The organism is Variovorax sp. YR750, assembly GCF_900109805.1.
GTDB classification, from domain to species: domain Bacteria; phylum Pseudomonadota; class Gammaproteobacteria; order Burkholderiales; family Burkholderiaceae_C; genus Variovorax; species Variovorax gossypii.
The window spans coordinates 289,114-311,300 of record NZ_FOBJ01000011.1 but is presented as its reverse complement, the minus strand read 5'-3'; the positions used below and the strand labels follow the sequence as shown (position 1 = coordinate 311,300).

At 59.2% G+C, this 22,187-nt stretch carries 25 protein-coding genes and 1 pseudogene; 17 read left to right on the top strand and 9 right to left on the bottom strand.

Annotation, left to right across the window (positions count from 1 at the left end; genetic code table 11):
- Together BMY35_RS38825 and BMY35_RS23215 are read left to right on the top strand one after the other, a co-directional pair.
- A pseudogene (locus BMY35_RS38825) lies at positions 1-107 on the top strand (alpha/beta hydrolase); the annotation flags it as partial.
- Positions 108-606: 499 nt separating this feature from the next.
- The gene (locus BMY35_RS23215; protein WP_093204252.1) at positions 607-1,134 is read left to right on the top strand and encodes a MarR family winged helix-turn-helix transcriptional regulator; all 528 of its coding nucleotides are present in this window, start codon (positions 607-609) and stop codon (positions 1,132-1,134) included.
- Positions 1,135-1,166: 32 nt separating this feature from the next.
- Here the strand turns inward: BMY35_RS23215 and BMY35_RS38820 are convergent, their stop codons facing one another.
- Positions 1,167-1,319, bottom strand: coding sequence for a hypothetical protein (locus BMY35_RS38820; RefSeq protein WP_237726061.1), 153 nt, complete (start codon positions 1,317-1,319; stop codon positions 1,167-1,169).
- Between the two features lie 303 nt (positions 1,320-1,622).
- Between BMY35_RS38820 and BMY35_RS38550 the strand changes: the two genes are divergently transcribed.
- Both BMY35_RS38550 and BMY35_RS23205 read left to right on the top strand, forming a co-directional pair.
- Positions 1,623-1,799 (top strand): hypothetical protein, encoded by a 177-nt coding sequence (locus tag BMY35_RS38550; protein ID WP_218153005.1) that lies wholly within the window; start codon positions 1,623-1,625, stop codon positions 1,797-1,799.
- 89 nt (positions 1,800-1,888) lie between these two features.
- Complete coding sequence (locus BMY35_RS23205; RefSeq protein ID WP_007831536.1) at positions 1,889-2,293, top strand: tellurite resistance TerB family protein; 405 nt, start codon at positions 1,889-1,891, stop codon at positions 2,291-2,293.
- Between the two features lie 38 nt (positions 2,294-2,331).
- Here the strand turns inward: BMY35_RS23205 and BMY35_RS23200 are convergent, their stop codons facing one another.
- Positions 2,332-3,225, bottom strand: coding sequence for a LysR substrate-binding domain-containing protein (locus BMY35_RS23200; RefSeq protein WP_093204249.1), 894 nt, complete (start codon positions 3,223-3,225; stop codon positions 2,332-2,334).
- 106 nt (positions 3,226-3,331) lie between these two features.
- Here BMY35_RS23200 and BMY35_RS23195 point away from each other — a divergent pair, with 106 nt between their 5' ends.
- The 5 genes from BMY35_RS23195 (at position 3,332) to BMY35_RS23180 (ending at position 6,078) form a co-directional block, all read left to right on the top strand.
- Positions 3,332-3,742: a hypothetical protein gene (locus BMY35_RS23195; protein ID WP_007831534.1), complete on the top strand. Its 411-nt coding sequence runs from the start codon at positions 3,332-3,334 to the stop codon at positions 3,740-3,742.
- 133 nt (positions 3,743-3,875) lie between these two features.
- Entirely contained in the window at positions 3,876-4,892 is a 1,017-nt protein-coding gene (locus BMY35_RS23190; RefSeq protein ID WP_007831533.1) for a TerC family protein, read from the top strand.
- Between the two features lie 158 nt (positions 4,893-5,050).
- Entirely contained in the window at positions 5,051-5,251 is a 201-nt protein-coding gene (locus BMY35_RS37810) for a hypothetical protein (RefSeq protein ID WP_157632168.1), read from the top strand.
- A complete protein-coding gene (locus tag BMY35_RS39125; RefSeq protein WP_143080721.1) occupies positions 5,223-5,471 on the top strand; it encodes an RHS domain-containing protein in 249 nt (82 codons plus the stop codon). Before BMY35_RS37810 ends, BMY35_RS39125 begins: the two co-directional genes overlap by 29 nt.
- Positions 5,431-6,078 carry an RHS repeat-associated core domain-containing protein gene (locus tag BMY35_RS23180; protein WP_371287186.1) on the top strand — a complete coding sequence of 216 codons (648 nt, stop codon included), beginning with the start codon at positions 5,431-5,433 and terminating at the stop codon, positions 6,076-6,078. The genes BMY35_RS39125 and BMY35_RS23180 overlap by 41 nt, the downstream gene beginning before the upstream one ends.
- Before the next feature lie 301 nt (positions 6,079-6,379).
- Here the strand turns inward: BMY35_RS23180 and BMY35_RS23170 are convergent, their stop codons facing one another.
- Genes BMY35_RS23170 through BMY35_RS23145 form a run of 6 tightly spaced genes read right to left on the bottom strand, consistent with a single transcriptional unit; the run spans position 6,380 to position 10,407 of the window.
- Positions 6,380-7,222: a metallophosphoesterase gene (locus BMY35_RS23170; RefSeq protein ID WP_093204241.1), complete on the bottom strand. Its 843-nt coding sequence runs from the start codon at positions 7,220-7,222 to the stop codon at positions 6,380-6,382.
- The gene (locus BMY35_RS23165; RefSeq protein WP_093204307.1) at positions 7,219-7,671 is read right to left on the bottom strand and encodes an HAD domain-containing protein; all 453 of its coding nucleotides are present in this window, start codon (positions 7,669-7,671) and stop codon (positions 7,219-7,221) included. The genes BMY35_RS23170 and BMY35_RS23165 overlap by 4 nt, the downstream gene beginning before the upstream one ends.
- A gap of 30 nt (positions 7,672-7,701) precedes the next feature.
- On the bottom strand, positions 7,702-8,646 hold the full coding sequence (locus BMY35_RS23160; RefSeq protein WP_093204239.1) for a metallophosphoesterase: 945 nt from the start codon (positions 8,644-8,646) through the stop codon (positions 7,702-7,704).
- Entirely contained in the window at positions 8,643-9,164 is a 522-nt protein-coding gene (locus BMY35_RS23155) for an HAD domain-containing protein (RefSeq protein WP_093204236.1), read from the bottom strand. The genes BMY35_RS23160 and BMY35_RS23155 overlap by 4 nt, the downstream gene beginning before the upstream one ends.
- Positions 9,161-9,544: a DUF2384 domain-containing protein gene (locus tag BMY35_RS23150; protein ID WP_256229308.1), complete on the bottom strand. Its 384-nt coding sequence runs from the start codon at positions 9,542-9,544 to the stop codon at positions 9,161-9,163. The genes BMY35_RS23155 and BMY35_RS23150 overlap by 4 nt, the downstream gene beginning before the upstream one ends.
- A gap of 32 nt (positions 9,545-9,576) precedes the next feature.
- Positions 9,577-10,407: a metallophosphoesterase gene (locus BMY35_RS23145; RefSeq protein WP_093204234.1), complete on the bottom strand. Its 831-nt coding sequence runs from the start codon at positions 10,405-10,407 to the stop codon at positions 9,577-9,579.
- Positions 10,408-11,991: 1,584 nt separating this feature from the next.
- On the opposite strand from BMY35_RS23145, the gene BMY35_RS23140 reads away from it, so the two are divergent.
- Genes BMY35_RS23140 through BMY35_RS39120 form a run of 4 tightly spaced genes read left to right on the top strand, consistent with a single transcriptional unit; the run spans position 11,992 to position 18,159 of the window.
- Positions 11,992-12,969 carry a PDDEXK family nuclease gene (locus BMY35_RS23140; protein ID WP_143080720.1) on the top strand — a complete coding sequence of 326 codons (978 nt, stop codon included), beginning with the start codon at positions 11,992-11,994 and terminating at the stop codon, positions 12,967-12,969.
- Positions 12,966-15,320 (top strand): hypothetical protein, encoded by a 2,355-nt coding sequence (locus BMY35_RS37805; protein WP_143080719.1) that lies wholly within the window; start codon positions 12,966-12,968, stop codon positions 15,318-15,320. The genes BMY35_RS23140 and BMY35_RS37805 overlap by 4 nt, the downstream gene beginning before the upstream one ends.
- Positions 15,317-16,822 carry a TniB family NTP-binding protein gene (locus BMY35_RS23130; protein ID WP_143080718.1) on the top strand — a complete coding sequence of 502 codons (1,506 nt, stop codon included), beginning with the start codon at positions 15,317-15,319 and terminating at the stop codon, positions 16,820-16,822. The genes BMY35_RS37805 and BMY35_RS23130 overlap by 4 nt, the downstream gene beginning before the upstream one ends.
- A gap of 23 nt (positions 16,823-16,845) precedes the next feature.
- Entirely contained in the window at positions 16,846-18,159 is a 1,314-nt protein-coding gene (locus BMY35_RS39120) for a TniQ family protein (protein WP_143080717.1), read from the top strand.
- On the opposite strand, the gene BMY35_RS23125 is transcribed toward BMY35_RS39120, so the two are convergent.
- Entirely contained in the window at positions 18,112-19,929 is a 1,818-nt protein-coding gene (locus BMY35_RS23125; RefSeq protein ID WP_177213681.1) for a TniQ family protein, read from the bottom strand. The two genes, BMY35_RS39120 and BMY35_RS23125, sit on opposite strands and share 48 nt — an antisense overlap.
- Positions 19,930-20,402: 473 nt before the next feature.
- On the opposite strand from BMY35_RS23125, the gene BMY35_RS23120 reads away from it, so the two are divergent.
- The 4 genes from BMY35_RS23120 to BMY35_RS23110 all read left to right on the top strand — a co-directional run bounded on the left by BMY35_RS23120 (position 20,403) and on the right by BMY35_RS23110 (position 22,125).
- Positions 20,403-20,945, top strand: coding sequence for an Rrf2 family transcriptional regulator (locus BMY35_RS23120; RefSeq protein WP_093204221.1), 543 nt, complete (start codon positions 20,403-20,405; stop codon positions 20,943-20,945).
- A gap of 63 nt (positions 20,946-21,008) precedes the next feature.
- The gene (locus BMY35_RS23115; RefSeq protein WP_093204218.1) at positions 21,009-21,353 is read left to right on the top strand and encodes a hypothetical protein; all 345 of its coding nucleotides are present in this window, start codon (positions 21,009-21,011) and stop codon (positions 21,351-21,353) included.
- A gap of 164 nt (positions 21,354-21,517) precedes the next feature.
- A complete protein-coding gene (locus BMY35_RS38345; RefSeq protein WP_176947464.1) occupies positions 21,518-21,673 on the top strand; it encodes a hypothetical protein in 156 nt (51 codons plus the stop codon).
- Entirely contained in the window at positions 21,670-22,125 is a 456-nt protein-coding gene (locus BMY35_RS23110) for a hypothetical protein (protein WP_093204216.1), read from the top strand. The genes BMY35_RS38345 and BMY35_RS23110 overlap by 4 nt, the downstream gene beginning before the upstream one ends.
- The last annotated feature ends 62 nt before the right edge of the window (positions 22,126-22,187 follow it).

The following is a 22,187-nucleotide window of genomic DNA, read 5'->3' as shown; positions in this document are numbered from 1 at the left end:
TGGTGAAGAACAACAAGCTGATCGTCTACCCCGGCGCGCCGCACGGCCTGACCGACACGCACAAGGACAAGTTCAACGCCGACCTGCTGGCGTTCATCAAGTCCTGAGCGGGCATCTCCCTCGCCTCCGACGGACACGGTCGCCATGCGAAGCTCTTCGTCGAGATATACATGGCGCCGTCGGTCCACCTGCCGCAATGTCTCGTACGTGGCGAAGAGCTTGCTGGTGTGATTCAAGACGGCATCTTTGAATGGGTGCCGCTGCCGTTCGGATGCCGCCGAACGGCGCGTCGTCGCAGGTCGCCGCATGCGGCATGCCCAGCTTGCTTTGGCCCGCAAATCCAGTACTTTGACCGCCGACGCCAGTGACGCCTCGGCCCGTGCCCGCCAACCTCTGCAGGTGAAAAGTATGCTGATCGCATGCGATGCACTCTAGGGGCCAACACGCTGGGCAATCCTCCTGCGTACCTCCATCAGGGCCACGCACAGCGGCTCAGGCCATGGCTCTTCACGAGACATCGCTGAACCGTAGATCGTGCGCTAGGCAATAGTCGACCTACTCAATCATCCGCCTGCGAATCGGTGCGATCACAACCTTCTAATTTGTATGCAAGCATTCCCCAATGCGGCTGCGTTGCGCGCCCCCAGTTCACTGGAAAACCTGCTGCTGTACCGGTTATGGCGCGCAGCGCGCGAGAGCAGCTGCATGGTGACCCGCATGGTCGAAGGCGGTTTCGGCATCACGCGTCGCGAGTGGGGAATGATCGGCATGCTCGCGCAGATTGGGGAGGTCACGTCCTCCGAGCTCGCCGAGCGTCTGCATCTGGACCGCGTGAGCAGTTCGCGTGGCCTGCAGAGCCTTTTCGAGAAAAAGCTGGTAGAGCGACAGCAGGATGCCGAGGACGGTCGCGAAGTGCGTGTGCGCTTGAGCCCTTCGGGCCAGCAACTCTTCGCTGATTTGTTTCCTCGCATCGCGCGTCTCAACGTCGATCTCCTCGACGGTATCGATGCGGCGGATATCGACGTCTTCCTCCAGTGCCTGCGCCGACTTGAACTGCGTGGCGGCGAACTGAACTCGCAGGGCGTAGCGTCCGAGAAGGCTAGCCGCCGCTCGGTCGGCACGCGCCACCAATGACCGAAGCATGGCGTCTGAGCAGAGTGGTTCGCTCATTGGATCTCGCAAGGCCATGCACGCTGCGCGTGCCGCAGTGCGCGTGCCAGCGCCATGTCGAGCGCCGTGCGCCAATCCCTGGCCACCGACGACACAACCACTGCGCCCGCGCCATCCATGCGCAGCTCGACCTGGCAGTGCTTGTCCACCCCGCCCCTGGGGGCCGTTCACGTCGGCCAGCCGGATATCGGCACGCGGCACCAGCGCACTCCGGCGCCGAAGAACAAAGCGTACGCGGCGCTCGACGGCTTCCCGTATCCCGGACGCTGCGGGATCACGGCTCTTGAAAAAAATCTACATCAGCGTTCCCCTTCGTTGAAGTCCGCACCATAGCTCGCTCACTCGACCAGACACAGCATATTTTTTCTAACTTCCACATCGAGAAAAACTGCTTCTTGTGCCGCTCTCTCGGCCCCACATTCGAGGTCACCCCGACCATCAGGAGATCCCACATGAAGTTATTGCCACTTGTGGCCGAATTGCTCACCTCTTCTTGCGCCAGAGCTTTGCAGCTGTTCAGGCAGGTACTGCAAGACCGCAGCGTGTCGCGCGTACCGGCGCCGGTTCTTGCTCGCATCGAATCCGTGTGCCACGAACGCCCGCAACGCCGCCACCCCGGCCGCGACTGACCCCACCGCGCAAACTTCTTGCGCCCTTACGGCGCGACCGGCGTGAGCCTTTCCCCTTCCTCCCTTAACAACACCCAAAGGAAAAAATGATGCGTACCTACCCCACAAACAGCCCCGAAGCGGCGGCCCGGATCGTCGCGCTGCTGCTGATCTCGGACGGCCACGTCAGCCACTCGGAGATGGATGCCCTGCACGGGCAGAACATCGAGCGCGAACTGGGTCTTGCACCGGGCGACTTCGCCCGGGTGCTGCACACCCTGTGCGAAGACCTGCTGATGGGCATGCACGCGCGCCGCCTGCTGACCGGCAGCATCGACGAGGCCACACTGGCCGCACTGCTGGAAGAGGTGAGCGATCCAGGACTGCAGCACAAGGTGCTTCGCTTCGCCGACGCGGCCGCAACGGCGGACCGCCACCTTGCAGCCTCGGAGACGTGGATCATGCGATCGGCGCTGAAGCACTGGTACATCGGCGAAGCGCCAACGCAGCCCTGAGCCGCCATCCCCGCGACCGTGCGGAACCCAGGCGCGGGCTAGACAGCGCCTGCCTCGTGCGCGCAGGCGACCATCTGGCGCACCAGCGGGTGATGTTGCCCGCGGCGCGACCAGATGGCATGCACTTCCTCGCCGATGTTGGGACAGTCTCCCAGCAGGCGCAGCCCCCGCATCAACCCGACATCCTGGGCGCCCAGCTGGCTGACCGGAAACACCCCGAGCCCGCGGGCCGCAAACACCGCCAGCAGGGCGCTGTCCTCGAACTCTCCTACGACGCGGGGCCGCAGGCCGAGATCCTGGAACCAGTTGTCCAGCGTGGATCGCAGCGGCGAATGAAACGTGGGTAGCAGCACGGGAAGATCCTGCAGCGACTGAGGAAACCGCTCGCGCACCTGCTTCCTGACCAGTGAGGCTGGTCCGTACCACTGCAATCTGGAGCGGGCGATGCGTTCGCTGGTCAGGCGCTGGTTCGGGTTGCGCGGGGCCGCCTGCCCGGCGAGCACCACATCCAGCTGATGCAGGGCCAGCTCGGACAGCAGTTCATCGAACTCGCCCTCGTGGCACACCAGGCGAAGGTGCGGCGTGGCAAGCACCGGCTCCAGCAGCGCATGCGCCGCCAGCTTGGAGATGCCGTCGGACAACCCCACCGACAGCCGCGCGACCTTGGCGCTGGCCACCTGGCGCACCTCCTCGGCAATGCCTTGCCCGAGCTGGAAGATTTCTTCGGCCCGCGCATACGCCGCGAGGCCCGCTTCAGTCAGCGCCACGCCGCGGCCCGAGGGCTTGAGCAGTTGGTGACCCAGGGCCTTCTCCAGATCGCGCACCTGCGCGCTGATGGTCTGTACCGCCATTTCCAGGCGATCTGCGGCGCGGGCAAAGCCGCCCTCCTTGGCAACCATCCAGAAGTAGTGGAGATGACGGTAGTTCAACACGCACCTTGGTTCGGAAAAACCGAATACTAAGTTCGAAGAAAGCTGGTGTCTATCACGATGCCCGATCTCCATACTGGGCGCCTGCCATTTTGAAGGAACGACACCCATGTTTTACGCAATCAGCTGGTTTCTCTCGTCCGTGCTCCTGGCCTTGTGGTCGCTGGCCTGCTGGGGCACGCATGCGGCAGTGGCCTGGGCGGTCGTCAACGCAGGCGCTCTGGGCAGCGGCGCGCCCGCCGCGGGCGCGATCCTGGTCCCCGACTGGCTCAGGGCCTGGACGCCGCCCGGGCTGGCGCAGGAACTCGCCACCATGATCGCGTCGGCGAGCTCGATGCTTCAGGCCGTCCTCGACGCCGTGCCCGCCCTGTCCGGCGCAATCACGGTGCTGGCCTGGGGGGTGTGGGGCCTGGGCACCGCGGTGCTCGTGGCCTTGGCCGTTGGCGCCCATGCCCTGATCGCTTTTCTCAAGCGTCGCGGGGCCGGCTCCGGCGCACCCGGCATCACCGTTGCCCGGTGAGCTGCAACAACGCCGCAATGACGCTGCGATGACGCATCAGGGCCTGTACAGCCGCAGGTCGGATGCGGCATGACACGTGCGGCGCCATGCGCCGTCACCCATTTTCAACACCTCCACGACAAGAACCAACACCATGGACGCACTCGTTCCATTCCTGCTGACGGACTTTTTGGGCAAACCGGCCTGGATATGGCTGGCATTCATCGGCATCGTCGTCGCCTTGCTGGCGTTCGACCTGGGCGTGCTGCACAAGGACGACCGCGAGATCGGCGTGCGCGAGAGCCTTGTGCTGTCGGCCGGCTACATCAGCGCGGCGCTGCTGTTCGGCGCATGGGTGTGGTGGTACCTGGGCGCGCAAAGCGGCATGGACTACTACACCGGCTTCCTGATCGAGAAGTCGCTCTCGATGGACAACGTGTTCGTCATCGCGCTGATCTTCACTTTCTTCGCCATCCCCCGGCAATACCAGCACCGCGTGCTGTTCTGGGGCATCCTGGGCGTGATCGTGCTGCGCGCGATCATGATCGCGCTGGGCGCCAGCCTGGTGAGCCAGTTCAGCTGGCTGCTCTACCTGTTCGGTATCTTTCTGGTTTTCACCGGCATTAAGATGTGGGTGATCGCAGACCATGTGCCGGACATCGCCAGCAACCCGCTGCTCAAGCTCCTCAAGCGGCACATGCGCGTGACCGATGGCCTGCGCGGCAACGCGTTCTGGGTGCGCGAGACCGACGCCGGCAGCGGCCGGATTGAGCGGTTTGCCACGCCGCTGTTCCTGGCGCTGGTCCTGATCGAGTTTGTGGATCTTGTCTTTGCCGTGGACTCGGTACCCGCCATCTTTGCGATCACGAACGATCCGTTCATCGTCTACACGAGCAACATCTTTGCCATCCTGGGCCTGCGGGCGCTGTACTTCGCGCTGGCGGCCATGATCCATCGCTTCAAGTACCTCAAGTACGCGCTGGCCCTAGTGCTCGTGTTCATCGGCAGCAAGATCTTCCTTGTGGGGTTGATCGGCAAGATCCCACCCGTGATCTCGCTCACCGTGACTTTCGTGCTGATAGCAGGCGGTATCGTGGTGTCGCTGTGGAAGACAAGCGCCGAAGCGATGCATCGCGAGCAGGCCGAGGAAGCAAGCAGTCCCTCCCAGTAACCTCTGTCGCCGAGGCCGGCGGGCCTCGGCGACATCGGCGCAGGGCAGACGACGTCAGCCCCACCACGCGCTATGCGCATAACGCGCTGGGACAGCGGGTGTTCAAGACGGAGCCGCTGTACCCGCCGAGCCAGGGCGACGAGACGGACCCTGGTTTCATGGCCAGCCTGATCGCGTTCTTTACGAAGCTGTGGAGCCCGAGCACCACGCAGGCTGAGCAGTTGGGCTACGCCTACGTCTATGACGAGCAGGGCACGCTGATTGCGGAGGTGGGCAGCAGCGGGGGCGGGGCAGAGCCAGTACATCTACCTGCCGACGGGCAACGGGCCGATGCCGATTGCGGCGGTCATCGATGGTGACACCTATGCCATCCACAGCGATCACCTGAACACCCCCAGGAAGCTCACCAACGCCAATGGCCAGGCGGTCTGGCAATGGGGCTACAGCGCTTTTGGGGAAGATCAGCCCACGATCGCAAGGAACCGTTTCGCGAATCACGAGGTCACGCCGAGCCCCGGGGGCCACCAGCATCTCGGAGGTGCAATTCAACCTAAGGTATCCGGGGCAGTATGCGGATAAAGAGTCAAGGCTGTTCTACAACTATTTTCGAAGCTATGACGCCCGAATCGGGTCGTACCTTCAGAACGATCCAATCGGGCTTGCGGGTGGCCCGAATCGACGTATCTATGTGGCAGCCATCGCTCTGAAGTTTACCGACCCGTTTGGACTATTCCTTGGACCATGGCATACCTATTTCATTAGCACTGCGATGCAGCAGATGGGGTACAGCGAGCGAGTCGTATGGCGTGCTGCAGGCTTCTCCACAGGTGCTGACTGGACCGATGGTTCACAAAGCCCGGACAACTCGCACGGGCACGCGATGTGCGCAAGGGGTTGGAGCACTGACGAGTGCAAGAAAAGATACGAGGACTTTATTGATCAGCAACTCGCTAGTTGCACCATGCAGGGGCTGGGCCGAGCCTTGCATGCCGCCCAGGATGCAGCGGCACGCAGACACAAGAACTGGCAAATTTGGGGTGGCGGGATACCGTCTAGAGAACACATCAATGGAGATGCCAATCCGACTGATGCTGAGCAGGCCGATGCCATCGCTAGGAGCAAGGAAATTATCCGGTGCCTTCAGGCAAGCTGCCCTTGCACTACGCTTCCTCCTACATCCAACTAGTCTCAAGGCAATAGTTCCGGCCGCCTCTTTGATCATGAAATACTTGCTCAAAATCTTCTTGGTGATCGGTGTCTTCTTCGTCGGAGGATGGCTGCTTCCAACGGTCGCTTGCTCTCTACCTGGCATTTCTGATTCATTGGTATGCGGCCACAATTTCTGGATACTGATCCTGCCAGGTGCGCTGCTTGGCGCCCTCATTGCGTGGATCACTCTCCTTCGGATGCGGTAGCGCATGTCATGGTCTCATGGTGCGTATGAATCAAGCGGGGCCACTTCGATAGACGAATGTTTCGAAAGAGCTCTAGCCACCCCTGTGGGCAAGAACTTTTACATCGATGACCAATCCCGGATCGAACGCCTTGTTCTCGATCCTCCCGCTCCAGTTCATGTAGCCGCGCGGATTGCAGACAACTCGACACGAACGGGTCCGATAATCGAACTGCTGATGCGTGTGTCCATGTACCCAGAGCACAGGTACATCAAAGAAAGACTCCGGAAGCTCGCTGACGAAGGCGCCCGATGCCCAGTCATCCGCATGGCGCTGTGAAAGCGAGCCACGGTGGGGGGCATGGTGTGTCACGACCATCGTCGGTCCTGCAAACGGTGCCACGAGCTTCGCCTGCAGCCAGGCGCGTTGCGCCTGATGAATCCGAAGCGTGTCCTCCGCTTGAAGCTTTCTTCCTTGCTTGTAGCGCCAGGTACCGGGTTCCGCCGACTCGTCGGGTGCGCGGATCAACGTGTAGTCGTTCAGCAGATTGGTCGCCATCTTCATGGCACGCGCTACGTCGCTGACCAGTCCTTCGGGCGTCTCGATGGCGAGCTCGAAGTCTGTCCACAGTGTCGCGCCGAGGAAGCGCACGCCGTCGATCACCAACTCGTCACCATCGAGCAGATGGACATTGGTTCCTTCGGCTTCATGGCGCGCTTCTGCCAGCGTCGTTTCGATCTGGCCATCGAAGCATTCGTGGTTCCCGATCACATAGATGACAGGCTTGCCGCGAAAACGATCCGCTGCCCACTGGACAGCACGCTTGGCCGGCGAATGAATGTCGCCGGCGAGGATGACGACATCGAACTCAAGATCGGGCGTCGGTTCGAACGGCGCAAACTCGAGGTGGAGGTCGGAAAGAACCAGTAGTTTCATCGGGATACTCCTTCAAAGCGCGCGCGAAGCTCGGCACTGGCCTTGTCGTCAAATCCGGTGAACGAGCCGCACGTCACCAAGTGGTCCTTGCAGTGATCGAACTGCCAATAGGCGTCGTCGAGCGCGACCCAGGGCTCATCAATTGCATCGTGGATCTGGAGCCAGGCGAGGATCTCTCCTTCGCGCTTTCCGTACGGTGGCGGCAGGCCGAAACCCGAATGAGGTGTGGCGCCAAGAATCCGGGCTCGGATGTCGCTGGAGAACGGCTTCAGCAGGGTCTTGTAGAGAAGCTGGTCGCGCCAGGACGAACTGATCACGATCTTCACGCGCGGGAACTCGCGCAGCAGCGCTTCAAGCTGCGGCAGGAAGCAGAAGTCGACACCGCCTTTGAGGATGTGGTCTTCCCCTTCGGGATGCAGCACACCGTCGAAGTCGAGGAACAGGATCATGCTAGGCCTCTCAATCTGCCCCATCAGTCCTCATACGACGCCGCCGTGTTGGATGGCGATGAGCATTCGTTGCATCTTTTCCGAGCCGCCTTTGGCGGAGAACGCTGCAGGCGTCTGGCCGTCCAGCAACTCGTGCGGTCTGTTCAGCCAGGCTTGAGCCGCTTCGCCGAACGCCTGGGCGGCGAGGTCAAGCAAGTCCTGTGAAATGCCTTCCGATTCAGCTTCTTCTACAGGAATATGTGGCCACGCCAGGTGCGAGCCCATGTCGAGCCCGAAGGCTCGGAACGGTGCCGCGGCGGACATCAACCCGTCGGCCAGATAGTCGATGTTCTGGTGATGATGACCGTGGAGAAGCAGTTGAACGCCGAGCGTCTCGGCGATCTCGTCAATCGCCTGCCAGCCGTGCGGGTGCGCTGCCGGCGCCTCGTGCGTCACCAGGATGTCCGCGGAGCCGCTGCGTAGCAGATGCTGGTAGTCGCGCGGAAAGATGGAGGATCGGTGCTTGCGGGAAATGCCGTCGCGCCACCGCTCCTCACGTTTCATGGTTCGGCGCATGGCATCGCTCGACAGGAACGCCGCTTCTTCGATCGGCCGTCGCGGATCCCAGATCTTGCTGCGGAAGATGCCGCCCAGCCCTGCGATCTTGTATCCGGCGATCTCAACGATGCGCCCATGCAGATTTCGGTCGGCGATCTGTGATCCAAACAGATTTTCGAAATCTTCGACGCTATCGGTGTCATGGTTCCCGTGAATGAACCAGACCTCGGTGAGACCGAGGATCGGCCCCAACTCGACGTGCAGGGGTTGGCGCGCCTGGATGTCGCCCAGCAGCACGATCGCCTCGGGCCGGAATTGCTTGACCGCGGCGATCACCGGCTCAAGCTCGCCGTGCGGGTCGCCGAAGAACATGAGCTTGGGCTGCGACTGTTGGTGCTCGGATTGCACTTGGAGATCCGATGAGATGAGCGGCTTCATTTCATGTGCGTCGAAGTGGCGACAGAGCATTGAGCAGCCGCGAACCGAACGAAGTGCGAGCGCAGCTCCTGGAAGCTGTCCTGATCGAATGCCCGCGCAGGATCAGTGAGCACGAGTCGCTCGAAGCCCACGTCAAAGCTCAGGGGCCAATCGTCCAGTGCGACCCACTCTGTTGCACTGCACCCGTTCCCGTCGAGCCAGGCCTGGATCTCCAGTTGGCGCCGGCAGTCGACGATCGCATCGGGGCTGATCTGCGGCGTGGCTCCAATGATCCGGTGCCGGATGTCGTCGCTGAAATACCGCTGCAGTTGCTCGACGTTTTCTGCCAGCCGCCAATCCGACGAGATGACGACGTCGACAGACCTGAACTCCCGAAGCAACTCCTCCAGCAGTGGCAAATGGCTGAAGGGCCTACTGCTGAACGAGTAATCCTTCCCGACGGGATGAAGTACGCCGTCGATATCCAGGAACAGCAGTTTTCTGGAGTCAGCAGTGCAGGAGTTGCGCAGGGGAGTCATCCAACGAACCCGGCCTGGAAGGACTCCAGGAGATTTAGTACATCAGCGGCTCGCCCCTCGGCCACCAGCGACTCGGCTGTCTTGTAGTCGAACGGGGCGAGCGGCTCGTTCCTGTAGCGGAAGATGGCGTCCTGGAGGTCGCCTTCTGAGGCCGTGGCCACGGCTACCAGCACTTGCAGGCTCACGCGGAGATGCGACTGGATGCTCTGCGCTGCCGGAGCGTGAATGACCGTGCTTTGGTGGACGTGTGCATCCCTGGCGAATGAAGCGATATCCAGACCCATCATCTCGATGAACTTCACCGGCGACAGAATCTGGTAGCCGCCCGTGCTGTCACTGAGGAAAGCGATGAGTTCGCCCCCCTGGGCTGCCGCGATCAAGGTCTCGTTCCTGTCAGGAGCATTGAGGCCCTTCATAGATTGACCACCAACCCCGGGTTGAATCGCTTGTTCTCCATGTCACGCCCATGCCGCATGTAGCCCCTGGGGTTACACACGACCCGGCAATTGCCTACCGGATAGTCGTAGCTCTCGTGGAGGTGGCCGTGGACCCAAAGTGAGGGTACTTTGAAGAAGGCGTCTGGAAGCTCGCTCACGAAGGCTGGGGACAGCCAGTCGGACTGATAGTGCGGTGCGAGCGAGTTTCGGTGCGGCGCATGGTGGGTCACAACCACCGTCGGACCGTCAAAGGGCTCCGCCAGCTTCCGGGCCAGCCAGGCACGATCACTTTGGTGGAGCGCGCGCGTGTCTTCCGGTGTCAGGCGTCGCTTCCTTGGCTTGGTTGCCGTCGACGCATCGGAAGGCGCCGGCGCCTCTGCCCACCGAATCAATGAGTAGTCGTTGAGATGGACCTTGGCCGCCTTCATGGCGCGCTCGACGTCGACTTGCCCCCCAGCTTTGGTCTGGATCGGTAGCTCGAAGTCGGTCCACAGCGTGCAGCCCAGGAACCGGACGCCAGCGATCACAACATCACCTTGCGCCAGAAGGTGCACATTGCACGCCTTCGCGGTGAGCGCCATCTCCTTGAGTGAGGTCTGCAGGACGCCCTGATAGAACTCGTGGTTGCCAGGCACGAACAGGATGGGAACCGTCTCTCCGAAGTTCTCGCTCCGGCGAGCCCACCGCAACGCCTTGGAGCCGGGCACGGAGATGTCCCCGGCGAGGATCACGACGTCGTAGTCGGCCTTCGGAACGAGAAAGGTCCCGAACTTGAGATGCAGGTCCGAAAGGATGAGCAGCTTCACGCCACTAGCCCTCTTTCTTCCGCAGAACACTCACGATGTCGGGATCGATAGCCTGGGGCTCCACGCTTTGCCACCGACATGGAGGACACGAAGACGCAGATCGTCGATCGCTCAGAGCCGACAGTCTCGAAGAGGAAGTGAATGCGTCAGACACGACAGATGGACTTCCGACGCGTTTGATCGCGATGATCAACGGCTTCAGGTCGATGTGCGACTCGCCAAGAAACGCAAATGTGGGCGCTGTGCGCCTAGGAGAGAGAAGAAGGAAGCGGTTTCGACTGAACATTCGGAGCTCCTAAAGGGAGCCAAACGTCAGCTCCTTAAGACTGGTGAACGAGGGCGAGCAGAGGCGATGCCACTATCGCTATTCGGTTCGCCGACCGGCCTGAACATCCCGAGGTAATCACCACGTGCATAGCCACGCCTGCGTCGATGCTGGCACGCATGGCAGTCGTGAAAGAGAGGCCTGACATGGGACTTTGTAGATTCCAAAGTGAGCTACACCAAACCATCTTAGCTGTAGACACAGCAAGCATGCAACTGGCCGACGATGATTCCGGCCTTTCTAGAAGTGCTGGATTTGATTACCCACCTCCGTAGCTGAACGAGATCGCGGCTCTTTGTGTGCAAGAAGAAAACTGGTACATCTGATTTTTTCGCATTTTTCTGCGATGTTAATTTCTCCGTAAAATAGTACGGCACGAAGGAAATATCCAATAACGACAATGACTTACGGAACAATTTCTTGACTTTTAAGTGACTTCACAAACATAATGTTCTCGTGAGCACTCAGCCACCCTCAGCAGTTGCTAGTCCGTCCCGGTCCGGGACTTCGACAGTACAACGCGCACAGACCGACGCTACCGTCGAGCAGCGTACGTTCGAGCTTCTCTTCGCAAAGTATGGACCACTGGTCTCAGCGGACGATGCTTGGAAAACATTGAGTTTCCCCACGCTGGACTCGTTCAATCGAGCCATCCAGCGCAAACGCCTTCCACTTAGATTGATCAGGCCGCCTGGACGTCGAAAGGCCTTTGTTTCGACTTCGGACTTGGCAGCGTATTTGGCGGGACTCGCAACTGAAGTCGCCGCCTGAGGAGAACTATCCCCAGAAAAGCAAAACGCCGACCCCTCTTTCGAAAAGCCGGCGCCCGCCGACACCCCATAGATAGATGTCTAAGGTTTTGGACCACCCTGACGACAGTATCTCCCTGGGACTAGGTGGCGTCAAGGCACGTCACGCCCTGTCGAACATCGACGGAAACCAGGAGAGATCATGGAAAGTCCCCGGCACCCAGGCGCATCAGTTTCCTCCTCGCTTTCTCAGCGGGAGCGGATCGAACTTCACCTCTTTTCCAAGACCTGTTTACCGGCGCACCGACGACGCACTACGGCGTATTCGAGCGCCTCGAAGGCGAGTGACTGCCGCGCGAATCTAGGGTGCGCATCAGGTGTTTGTGACGCTACTGCCAGTCACGCGCGAGCATTGACGGGCAATCGAACGTGCCTCTGTTACTGCGCCCTCTGTGCTCAAACTTCGCTGGAGCTCAACGATCTGTCGCCATCGCGGGGGAGATCCAATCCATGAACCAGCGCGTACTCGGTTTTCGGCCGGAGAAGTTTGTCACTTCTTCGCGGCGCCCTCCCCCGCAAACTGGGCGAATGACATGGACGAAGCTGTACGCCCTGATCAAGGCAGGCTATGGACAAGGTCACTTGTATGACTACCTGCCATTTTTGAGGGTGACCAAAAAAGATTGGTCTGACAAGGCCAACATGGGTCATCACAGGAGCGCTGCGTTCGGACATACCCACCACTACAGAAGCTCAGGAGAAAGATGGCTGATCCATCTACTCAAGTGGCTAGGTGCATACGATGCACGCGACCAGTACCCGATGTGGCCATGGGCGCATGAACACCCCTTGTGTGGGCTCCCGGGGTTCTCTTCCGACATAGAAGTACCAGGCACGCTTGAAATTGCACGAGCGAGAGCCATCAAGCTGTGGAGATACGTCGGCTCAGATGTTCCCTATATCTACACCATCGACATCCTCTCTACCTGGAGGCACGAGAGCGGAGAGTTCGAGCTGATCGGACACGACTGCAAGCCCGAAGAACAGGTCAAGAGCGCCCGCCCATCCAGTCGCCTGCTCGCCAAGCTCGAGTTGATGCGATCGTATTGCGGGGCAGTTCAATGCAAGTATGTTTTGACGCACCCGGAGCTCATCGGGCTCCACCTGCAGAAAAACTTGGGGGCGCTTGATCCTCGGCTGACGCAACAGCAGATCGAGGCTCTCAAGTCGAGCTCACTGTATCGGCACACCGTCAATCATTGCTTGCGCTGGGCGTACCAGATGCCTGCGTCAACAGCTGGCGAAGAGGTGGCAAAGGCCAATAGCTGGAACCCTGCCGAAGTGCTTCGCGCATTGCGTGCCGCGATATGGTTTCAAGACATCGATCACGACATCTCGGTGCCACTCGAGCTGTACCAGCCACTCATTCGTGGTGGCCTCGAGCTACGTTCGAACCTCTTCGAACGCTGGTGCAAGGAGCGGCAATGAGCGACATCTACGACTTGCCGTTTGCACCGCTTGCCTTGGTCGATGACGTTAAGGGATCAAGCTTCTTCGGTGGTCCTTGCCGAATTCTCGGTTTCAACAAGACAACAGACACCGTCTGGTACATCGAATGCCCTCGCAATCGCCCCCAAAAAGAGCACTCGAACAAGATGCGTAGCTATGTAAAGAAGCCTCAAGAGAAATCATTGAAGCTTTTGAGCAGCCTCTTTGAAGGATCTAATCGAACCGCAATAGTTCTCAGGGTCAAGGAGGAGATCGTGTCTGATGCCGACCTCCTGGCACAGATGAAAAACCCCAAGGACCGAGCTCGAGTCGAGGCGTACATAAAGCATCGCGACAAGCGGTACGACATCATCTCCCCCTTACTCAGAATCGATGGAAGCGGAAGGATTCGAACTTTCGCCGAGATGATCAGCGATGAGTCGCTACCGGAGAGAATTCGAATCAGAGCTGCGGAGACGGGATGCGCCACGTCGCAGGTGTACGCCCTACTTCATCGATTTTGGGCGGGTGGCAGCCGACGAAACGCGCTGATGCCCGGCTACCCCAGATGCGGCAATCCTGGGAAATCGAAACCGCAGAACAATGCACTGGGGCGGCACTCGCGGCTATACAAAGCGGGACTTACTCCCGTGAAAGGGTATCCGCTCGATCGATACAAAGGAGCTGATGCCGAGGAAGACGAAGAAAGTGACAAACAGAAACTCGCATGGGGCTATCGCCTCGTCTGTCACGAGATTCCTCCCCATGACGCCTACTTGGTGACGATGGCTTCTCACTGGGCGGCTCACGAGGTACGGCCGGATGGCAGCGTATACGCAAAGCTCTTCCCGATACATCTACGCCCTACATACGCACAATTCGAGCGCTGGGGAAAGAAGCTCAACAAGAACAAGTCAGCCACGCAGATTTACATGGGCGACAAGAAATGGGAGGAGCAAAACGTCGCTCGTGGTGGATCCGTTCAGGACATGACCTCGTCTGTTGGTCAGCTTGGCATTTTTGATGGCACCTCCAACGATAACTATCTCTCTTCGATCGAATCACGCCTGAAGAAACTCCCACCCATGACGAGATCGGTCCTCAAGGAGAATCGAAGCACCGTCATATTCGGGTGGTTTTTAGGATGGGAGAGTCCATCCCCTGCGACGGGCCTCGAGACAATTCTTGTCGGAGCAAGCTCTAAGGTTCCGATTGCTGCACGCGTTGGAATCACCATAGAGGAAGACCAAATTCCAGCTCTCCTCTGCAGAAACTATCTGGTCGACAACGGAGAGTTGAAAGCAGAAAAACCGACGGAAGCCGAGGTTCAGTTCGGCATCGATATCGAATACACCCCCACATACAGCGGCGCTCGCAAAGGGAATATCGAGTCCGATCACCACACTGTTCAGCTGCAACTCGATCACCGTCTGTCCGGCACGACGTTCGGCAAACGACGGGAACGCGGGAAGGATCATCCAGCAGTACACGCCCTCTTCAATTTTCGAGAGTATTTGCGCGAACTGATTCTTTGGATCATCGACTACAACAACGAAGAAGCGATCGAGCTGGCACCTGTCGAGATGCTGCTGAAGAATCCGGAGATCTCTCCCACTCGGTTGAACATATTCAAGTGGCTGAGAGCACATGGGCAAACGGCAGAGGTCCCTTATACGATCGAATCGCTCCGAGCCTTCATGTTGCCGGAAGTCGAAGCCGTCGTACGCAAGAACGGGGTCTATTTGGTCGCGCTCGTAAATGGCCGAAAGAGACTGATCCCCAAGATGCGATTCAGCAGCCCTGAACTCGTGGCGAGTGGCCTCCTATCGGCCGTCAAGTCGAGCGGCAAGTCAATTCCTACAAAGCTGCGAATGGCAGAGACAAACATGACGGAGGCATGGCTACCTACGCAAACCGGAATGATTCACTTGAAGAACGCATCTCCTGACTCTTCACTCAAGCACATTCCTTTGATTGATTGGATTCAGTTCTTGGAAAAGCACGAGCTCTCGAATGACCTCAAACGCGGGGAAAAAGAGCAGGCCGCGGCGGAACGCGTCGTCAATCGGCTTTCGACTATCGATCACGCTCGTGAGGAGCAGAACGCTGAGATCGAGGCACTGTCCCGCCCACCCACAAAAAAATCGTACTCGGCCAATCTGACGCGAAACATGAAGGAAGAGATGGAGTTCCTACGCCGTCAGGATCAGCAATCTCATCAAAGCCCATCGTTCCCAGCAGACGCAGAGGCAAACGACACAGCCAAAGGCGAAGCCGGTCCACTCGAATACTTAAACTCTGAGGCGTCGGACGCAATGGACGCGTTCAATCAGGAGGAGTTTTCCACGTGACGAACATTACTATCGACCTTCGGGCCCGGCCTGAACTAGCCTTCGGCCCCAACCCCTTCTTCGAGGTGATGAATCCACATGTCGAGTTCGACGCCTGGGGCCGCATCCTTCGAAACTACCCTCTGGAAAATCATGATTGGCGTCAGGTTCCTCTGTCTGCAAGAACCGCACTGCTGAAATTCCGAAACCTTCACTTTGCCCCGGTGCGAACGATGTTCGAACCGGCCGATGGCCTTCAGGAACTCATTCGACGTTCGTGCATGATGCTGAACCCTACCAAGGTGGAGAACCAAGTCCGGGTCAATCAGCTCCTCGTGAGCGAGACCATGCCCCAGATGCGCATCTACTCCTCGTTGGACGGCGCCGGGGGCATTTGGCAAGGGATGACTGGCACGATGAAATCCTTCACGGCCAAGCGCGTTCTCGAAGTCTGCGTGCCAAATCCTGTCGTGGAGTATGGGCCGTCACAGGTATGCGGCTGGATCAAGCTGACACAGATCATGTATCTGTATGTCGACTTCCCTTCGAACGGAACTCGGGGAGGTTTGCTCAAGCGCATTCTCTATCAGGTTGATCAGCTCATTGGAACCGACTACTCGTCAGATAACAGCCGCTCGGCAAACATCGACTCACTGCTGGTGGCGGTCTGCAAGGTGCTCATCAATCATCGGGTCTTGCTGCTCGTCATCGACGAGAACCAGGAAGCGAACTTCGAAGACAGCCAATGGAAGATTCAGTTTGTTCTCTTCTATCTCTCGCTGATGAACTTTGGGATCTCGATACTGCTCCTGGGAAACCCATTGGCATTTGCCAACTTGGATGCTTACTCTCAAGTGCAACGCCGGTTCGAGGTAGGCGGGCGACATGATTTTCTTCCGGCGGCATCGCCCAAGACGGTCTGGTGGGCGAAGGATCTCACCCCCAGAATGCGTCAGTTCTCTCTCGTCGATGACTGTGATGTTTTACCGGAGGAGCGCGACACGATCGAGTTCGGGTACACAAGCGGTCTACCAGGGCTCTTGGGCCTCCTTCAAGACGCCAGTCAGAAGAACTGTCTTCGCCGCAAAGGGACCGCGGCGATACTGAGCCGCGAAGACTACGAGGCTGGAAGCCGCTCTCCCAACTTCACCCGGGCCAAAAAACTGGCCCTCGCCATTCAAGACGGCGACGTATCTGAGTACATCGATGTTCCTGCACTGCCGGAGGATGGCAATGCGGGTGGAAAGGCCAAAGCCAACGAAGATCAGAAGCAAGAGATCTTCATCCCAAATGCGCACGGGATCGCCGCGATTAAGAGGCTTCTTCGGAACTACAAAGCTGAAGTCACTCGAGTGGGGAACAAGCTCACTGCAGACCTCGAGATCCTAAGGCAGTGTTCGCCAGATGATCTGCGCATGCTGGGCGTCACACAGAAGATGTTGAATGAAGCGCGAAAAATCGAAGATCAATTCTCCCGCGACAAAGGAGCCAAGTCACGGGGTCAGAAACCAGAAGAGAAATAGCAAGTCGCAGCTCGTCGAGATCCATGATGAATCTTCCGGCTATTGAGAACGACGAGACGCTCTACAGTCTCTGTGCTACAGCTCATTCGATGAGCGCATCTTCCAGTTCACAGAGGAGCTCTCTTTCGCTCATAGGGACTTTGCACGGAACTCTTCAGCACGATCTCCCTGCCTCCATTCAGTGGCTTGTGGAATGTCGATTGGCAGAAACAGACACGGCATCGAAAGTGGCGCGCAGGCACAGCATTGCAGCCTACTACTTCCCATTTGTTTCCCCTTGCAGATACCCGCTGATCTCCGACCTCTGGCTTGGCGGGAAGACAACTCATGCGCGCAGGCTGATTCAAAGCTCCTCAAGAACATTGCCTGTGGCGCATCCACTCAAGTGGTGCGAAGCCTGTATAGAAGAAGACCTCAGAAAACTGGGCCGCTCGTACTGGCATGTCGCGCATCAGTTCCCGACGACCTGGCGATGCAGCCGGCATGATTTCTCACTTGCATACATTGAGGGGCGGCACAAGAGATGGCTATTGCCGCTATCGTGTCTGTTGCAACGATCTGCCCCCCTGCCCTCAGGGAGTGCCGCAATGGCCTCAATCCTTTCAACCGTTGGCGAAACGGCATCCCAGCTTGAATCGGTGCAGATTACGAGCATTCGTCAAGCGACCCTGAATCGACTCCAGGCGATGGGCGTGATTCACAGCACACGACGCGTACACCATGACCGAATCCTTGCGTGGTTTCGCTCGAATCCTCTGTCGACATTTCTCCGGCAAGCCCCAGCGGGTCTTGCAAGGTTCTCCGAAGGAGAATGGATAGCGCCAATGCTTTGGCGTCAGAAGCGCAGCAATGCTGTTCGTTGGGTGCTTCTTTGGTCCGCGTTAGATTGGAGTACTTCCGCCGAAGCCGGAGCATTTTTTTGCGATGCAGCGTCCGCCTTGCCGATCGTTCGCGCAGGGCAGGTCGAACTCTTTGACGAGGCCCTTCCCATTCCCGAGACTCCAAGCAAGGTTTCGAGCGTTCTCGAATCAGCCTCATCCTATGAAGAGGCGATGCGGCTCCTCCAAGTACCGAGGAATCAGCTTGTGCGATGGTTGGAAGCTGATCCTGAGATGCGTGCACGTTGGCGGCAACGACTTCAGAAAGAACGCGTGGAGAATGCTCTTCAGCGTCTTATCAGCTCATTCCTTCGGAACCCTTCGATCTCATCTGCCGCTGCTCTATCTTCCGCAGATCTCCGGCTTCTCAAGAGCCATGCACCGCGGGAATACGAGGCGATCACCTCGCGCCTAGCTTCCTTTCGACCGCGGCAACGGTCCCTTCCGCTTGACGGCTGATTCTTCAAGAAGAGCAGACGGCTCCGACTGCGACCCGCTTCCATCGCTTGACTGCTTTTTTACATTCGCCAGCTTTTTGGCGAGCCATTCGGGGCTGTCGTACCTTAGAAACTCCGTCGCCTTGTATCCGGCTCTCTTGACCTCTGCCACCGTTAACTGAGGATTGAGTTCGATCAACTTGGAGACGTACGTTCTGCAGCAATTTCGCCTCTCGACAATGCTGGTATATCGCCGCTTCAGTAAAGAATCAGGCCAAATAAAAGGAGATGGACCTGCGTACCAGGAAGGTACCGCTTTACTCACTCCAATTGAGCGATATGGAACTGTTGCATCGAACCAAGCCTTATCGTGTTGCCCAAGAAAATCCGAGAGTCTGCGGTATTTTGACCGCGCAATCTCTCGGCGAGAGATCTGCGGATTTTCTCGCAGGAGTTCACGGATCAAGGCCCGATAGATCGCGCGCTTTTCTTGTACAGACTTACCATGCGAGCGAAATCCGGCAGGCAGGGTAGCGTCAAAATATGGACGATCATTCGTGCGCAGCCAGACAGCCTCATATGGGTGTGCTGCACTGAACGTCTGTCGCCTGCAGCCGGGGTTCAATTTCACGAATTGATCGAGCACCGCGCGATATTGCGGTCGCTTCGCCAGTTGCAGCCCAAGTTTTTTCGCTTCGCGCCGATTCGCCTTCCACTGGCCCAGCCTCTCACTGACCTGGTAACCGGGCGGGATCGACGCTCGAAATGCCACTAGCCGTTCGTGCGATGCACCGTGATCTTGGCAGATTCGTGATGGACTTACGCCATTCAACAGCAGACCCACGTACCCAGCCGGGATGCCCTGCTCCACCGCCTTCATCTCAAGCGCGCATTCATCTGTCCGCGGCCTCTGCAACACCACTTCTGTTCGGTCAACGAGCCCCATCCTTGCGAGCTGGTCACCTACCAGAATTCGCGAGAGAAACTCATGTGGTCTTGCAAGCAATGTCAGCTGGGCCTCCACGGACCTCTTCGATATCGCCTCTGCGAGAGGGGGAGCAACGTTTGAATCCCTCCCGTAAAGATTTTCCAGCCGGCGATGCACTTCTGTTGTCAGTTTTTCAATGGAATGCTTTGCTCGAAGAGCTTTGACAAGGAGAAGCCAATTCTCAGGCCGCAAGTACTTCTGACTTCCCGAGAAAACCTTTTCGCAGAGTTCACTCAGTATCACGAGCGACGACATGGCTTGCTGGCGATTCACGGAGTGGGCTTGGCGCGCACCACAGGAGCAACATGACTGTCCTGGAAGCCTGAAGTTTCTGCCTTGATCAAGGCTCTCTCCGCAGTGCGAGCAAGAATGCACGAGCGTGACTCGATGAGTGCTGCATACCTCAACGAAGGGCAGTTGGTGGATGACCCGCCAAACCGGAAATCCGGTATTCTTCATATCTGAGTTCGCACACACTGGGCAGTACTTCATGCTCGGGCTACGAAGCTTGACCAGAAAACAAGGATAAGCAGCGGAAGCCCTACGGGTCATCAAATCCCCCGCCATCCGCTGCGCCCAGTCAAACTCGACTGAAGCCGGAACCAATCGAGAATAGAAGCCCACCGCAGAGTGATTCATCAGCATGTCCTGATAGGACAATGTTCCACCCCCAATGCAATCTGCGGCACCCTGCAACAGACGACCCAAGATATTGGCGTGTTTGGGCGCGGCAGCCGATCCGTAGACCATGTTGCACGCATTGCGGAACTTCGTGCTGCCCGCATTGTGGAACTTCGTGCTCATACTCTGCCCTACAAAGACCACTGTGCTGTAAATCAATCCTCCTAGCGGTAGTACGGGCACATATGGGGGCGTTCTGAACTCTATTTCGTGGCCGGCTCGACCCAGGCTCCGACCTTGATGAGTTTTTTGAACTATTTCGGACGCAGGCAAGGAGGAAGATTGCATAGTCTCTGAGAGGAAACAGGCGCTTACTTGTTGCGAACTCTATTAGTGCTTCCCAGGGTGCGGTCGGGAGAAATGGAGTTCAAGGCAGGCAGGAAGCGGAGTTGGAGCGAAATTGCGAAATATGCGAAGAGTCGCCCGACACTTTACAGAGCGCCGGAAAACCGCCGCCAGCCAGGCGAGCACCTGCGAGCCCGGCACTTTTGCAAACTGTTTCAAAGACCGTCGTTGTCATGCCTCGGAAACTTTTCGGGGCCTTTTGCACACCTATGCCCCATCGTTTGCAAAAACCCAACAACGAGGAACACTCCATGCGTCTCACGACGAAGGGCGGCTTCGCCTTGACGGCCATGATCGATGTCGCGATGCGCGAACAGGACGGCCCCGTGCCACTGGCGTCGATCAGCAAGCGCCAACACATTGCCCGCTCATCGCTCGAACTGCTGTTCAGCAAGCTGCGCCAGCACGCGCTGATCAAGGCAACACGCGGACCGGGCGGCGGCTACACGCTGACGCGCAGGGCGTCCGAAATCACGGTGGCGGACATCCTCGCCTCGGTCGACGGCCAGCCCCTGACCGACACCGAAACCTCCTCCGGCAAGAACGAGCCTGGCAGCAAGGGCTGCTATTCGACGGAAGCGCTGTGGGCCTCGGCCAAGCACCACGTCATGGAATTCCTGGGCTCCGTCACGCTGCAGAGCCTGGTCGAAGACCAGCTGGCCAAGGGCGTGCGCGTCGAGCACGAACCGGCGCCGAAGCGGAGAGAAACCCAGCCGAGCCCTGCGGCCCTGCCGTTGCGCGTGAACGCACCCAACTCGGTGTTCGCGTGGAACGGCGTATTCGCCAAGCGCTGAAGACGGCAACGACACGCTTCGCCGCCTTCTCTCTTTTTCCTCACGCCGACCTCCTTGCCGACGATGCCCCGCTGGCTTCTGTCTCTGCTGCTCGTGCTCGCACTGGGCTGCCAGAGCTTTGCCGCGCTGGCCAAGTCGCATGAGGCGGCAGTGGCCCCGATGGTCGCCGGGCTTCATTCGCTGCAAGGCTCCGGCTGCGAAGCACCGGCCCATCCGTTGACCACGCTCGAGGAACGCTCGCCCGCAACCGAGCTGGCGCCCGATCTTTCCGAGATCTGCGGGCTGCGCAATGCAGCCCTGCATCACGCCGCATGGCGTGGCGCGGCGCCGCCGCAATACGTGCACACGCCTGCATCCCGCGTGCCGCGGGTTCCGCTGAAGCCGCCGCGCACGGACATCGCCGTCTAGACGGCGACGACGCGGGCACGCCCCGCGTCTTCACCTCCCTCATCGACGTCCCCGAAGACCGCGACGCGCGGGCCACCTGGCCTGCGCGTCGCATTCGTCCTGCGCGGCCACCATGGCCGGCGCGGGCTTTCGACTCAACCCAACGCGAAACCGCTCTTCTCCCGATGAACGAAATCACCATGGTCGCCTTCGGCACCTGCCTTCTCCTGCTGTACCTGGCGTGGCGCGAACGCGTCGTCTCGAACGATCGCGATGCCGGCCTGCTTGCCGGCGTGGCCGCCTGCGCGGGCGTGGCCGGCATCGTTTCGCTGGTCGTGTGAAGGCGACCGCGACCGCACGGCGGCAGCGCTGGTTTGCCGCCGTCGCTCCCGTTGCACTCGCCCTCGCGGCGAGCGCATGCACCGACGGCTACCCGTCCAAGGACGCGCCAGCCGCCCACACGCTGAGCGCCGCCGAGCACATCCACGCGCTCAACGACATGCTCCGGCATGAGGCGCGCACCGTGGACGCGAAGCTGACGCTCGCGACGCCCTGCGTGCTGAGGCTCGCGACCACGGCACCCGGCGAGCGCGAGCAGACGGCCTCGCTGCGGCTGGAGACGCTGCGCATCGCCTTCTCCGTGGACGAGCGCTACCGGGTGAGCCTGGCCCGGGACGCCAACGCGCCCGTCGCGCGCGACCACCGCTTCGTGGTGGACGACTGGCACGACGCGGTCGCCTTCCGCTCGCACCTCCAGCAGCTGCAGATGGCCTGCGCGGCGTCGAAGGACTGAAGCCGGCCTTCTTTTTTTCTCCGCCATTGCGGGTTCCGGCATCTCGTTCGGCAACCGGATGA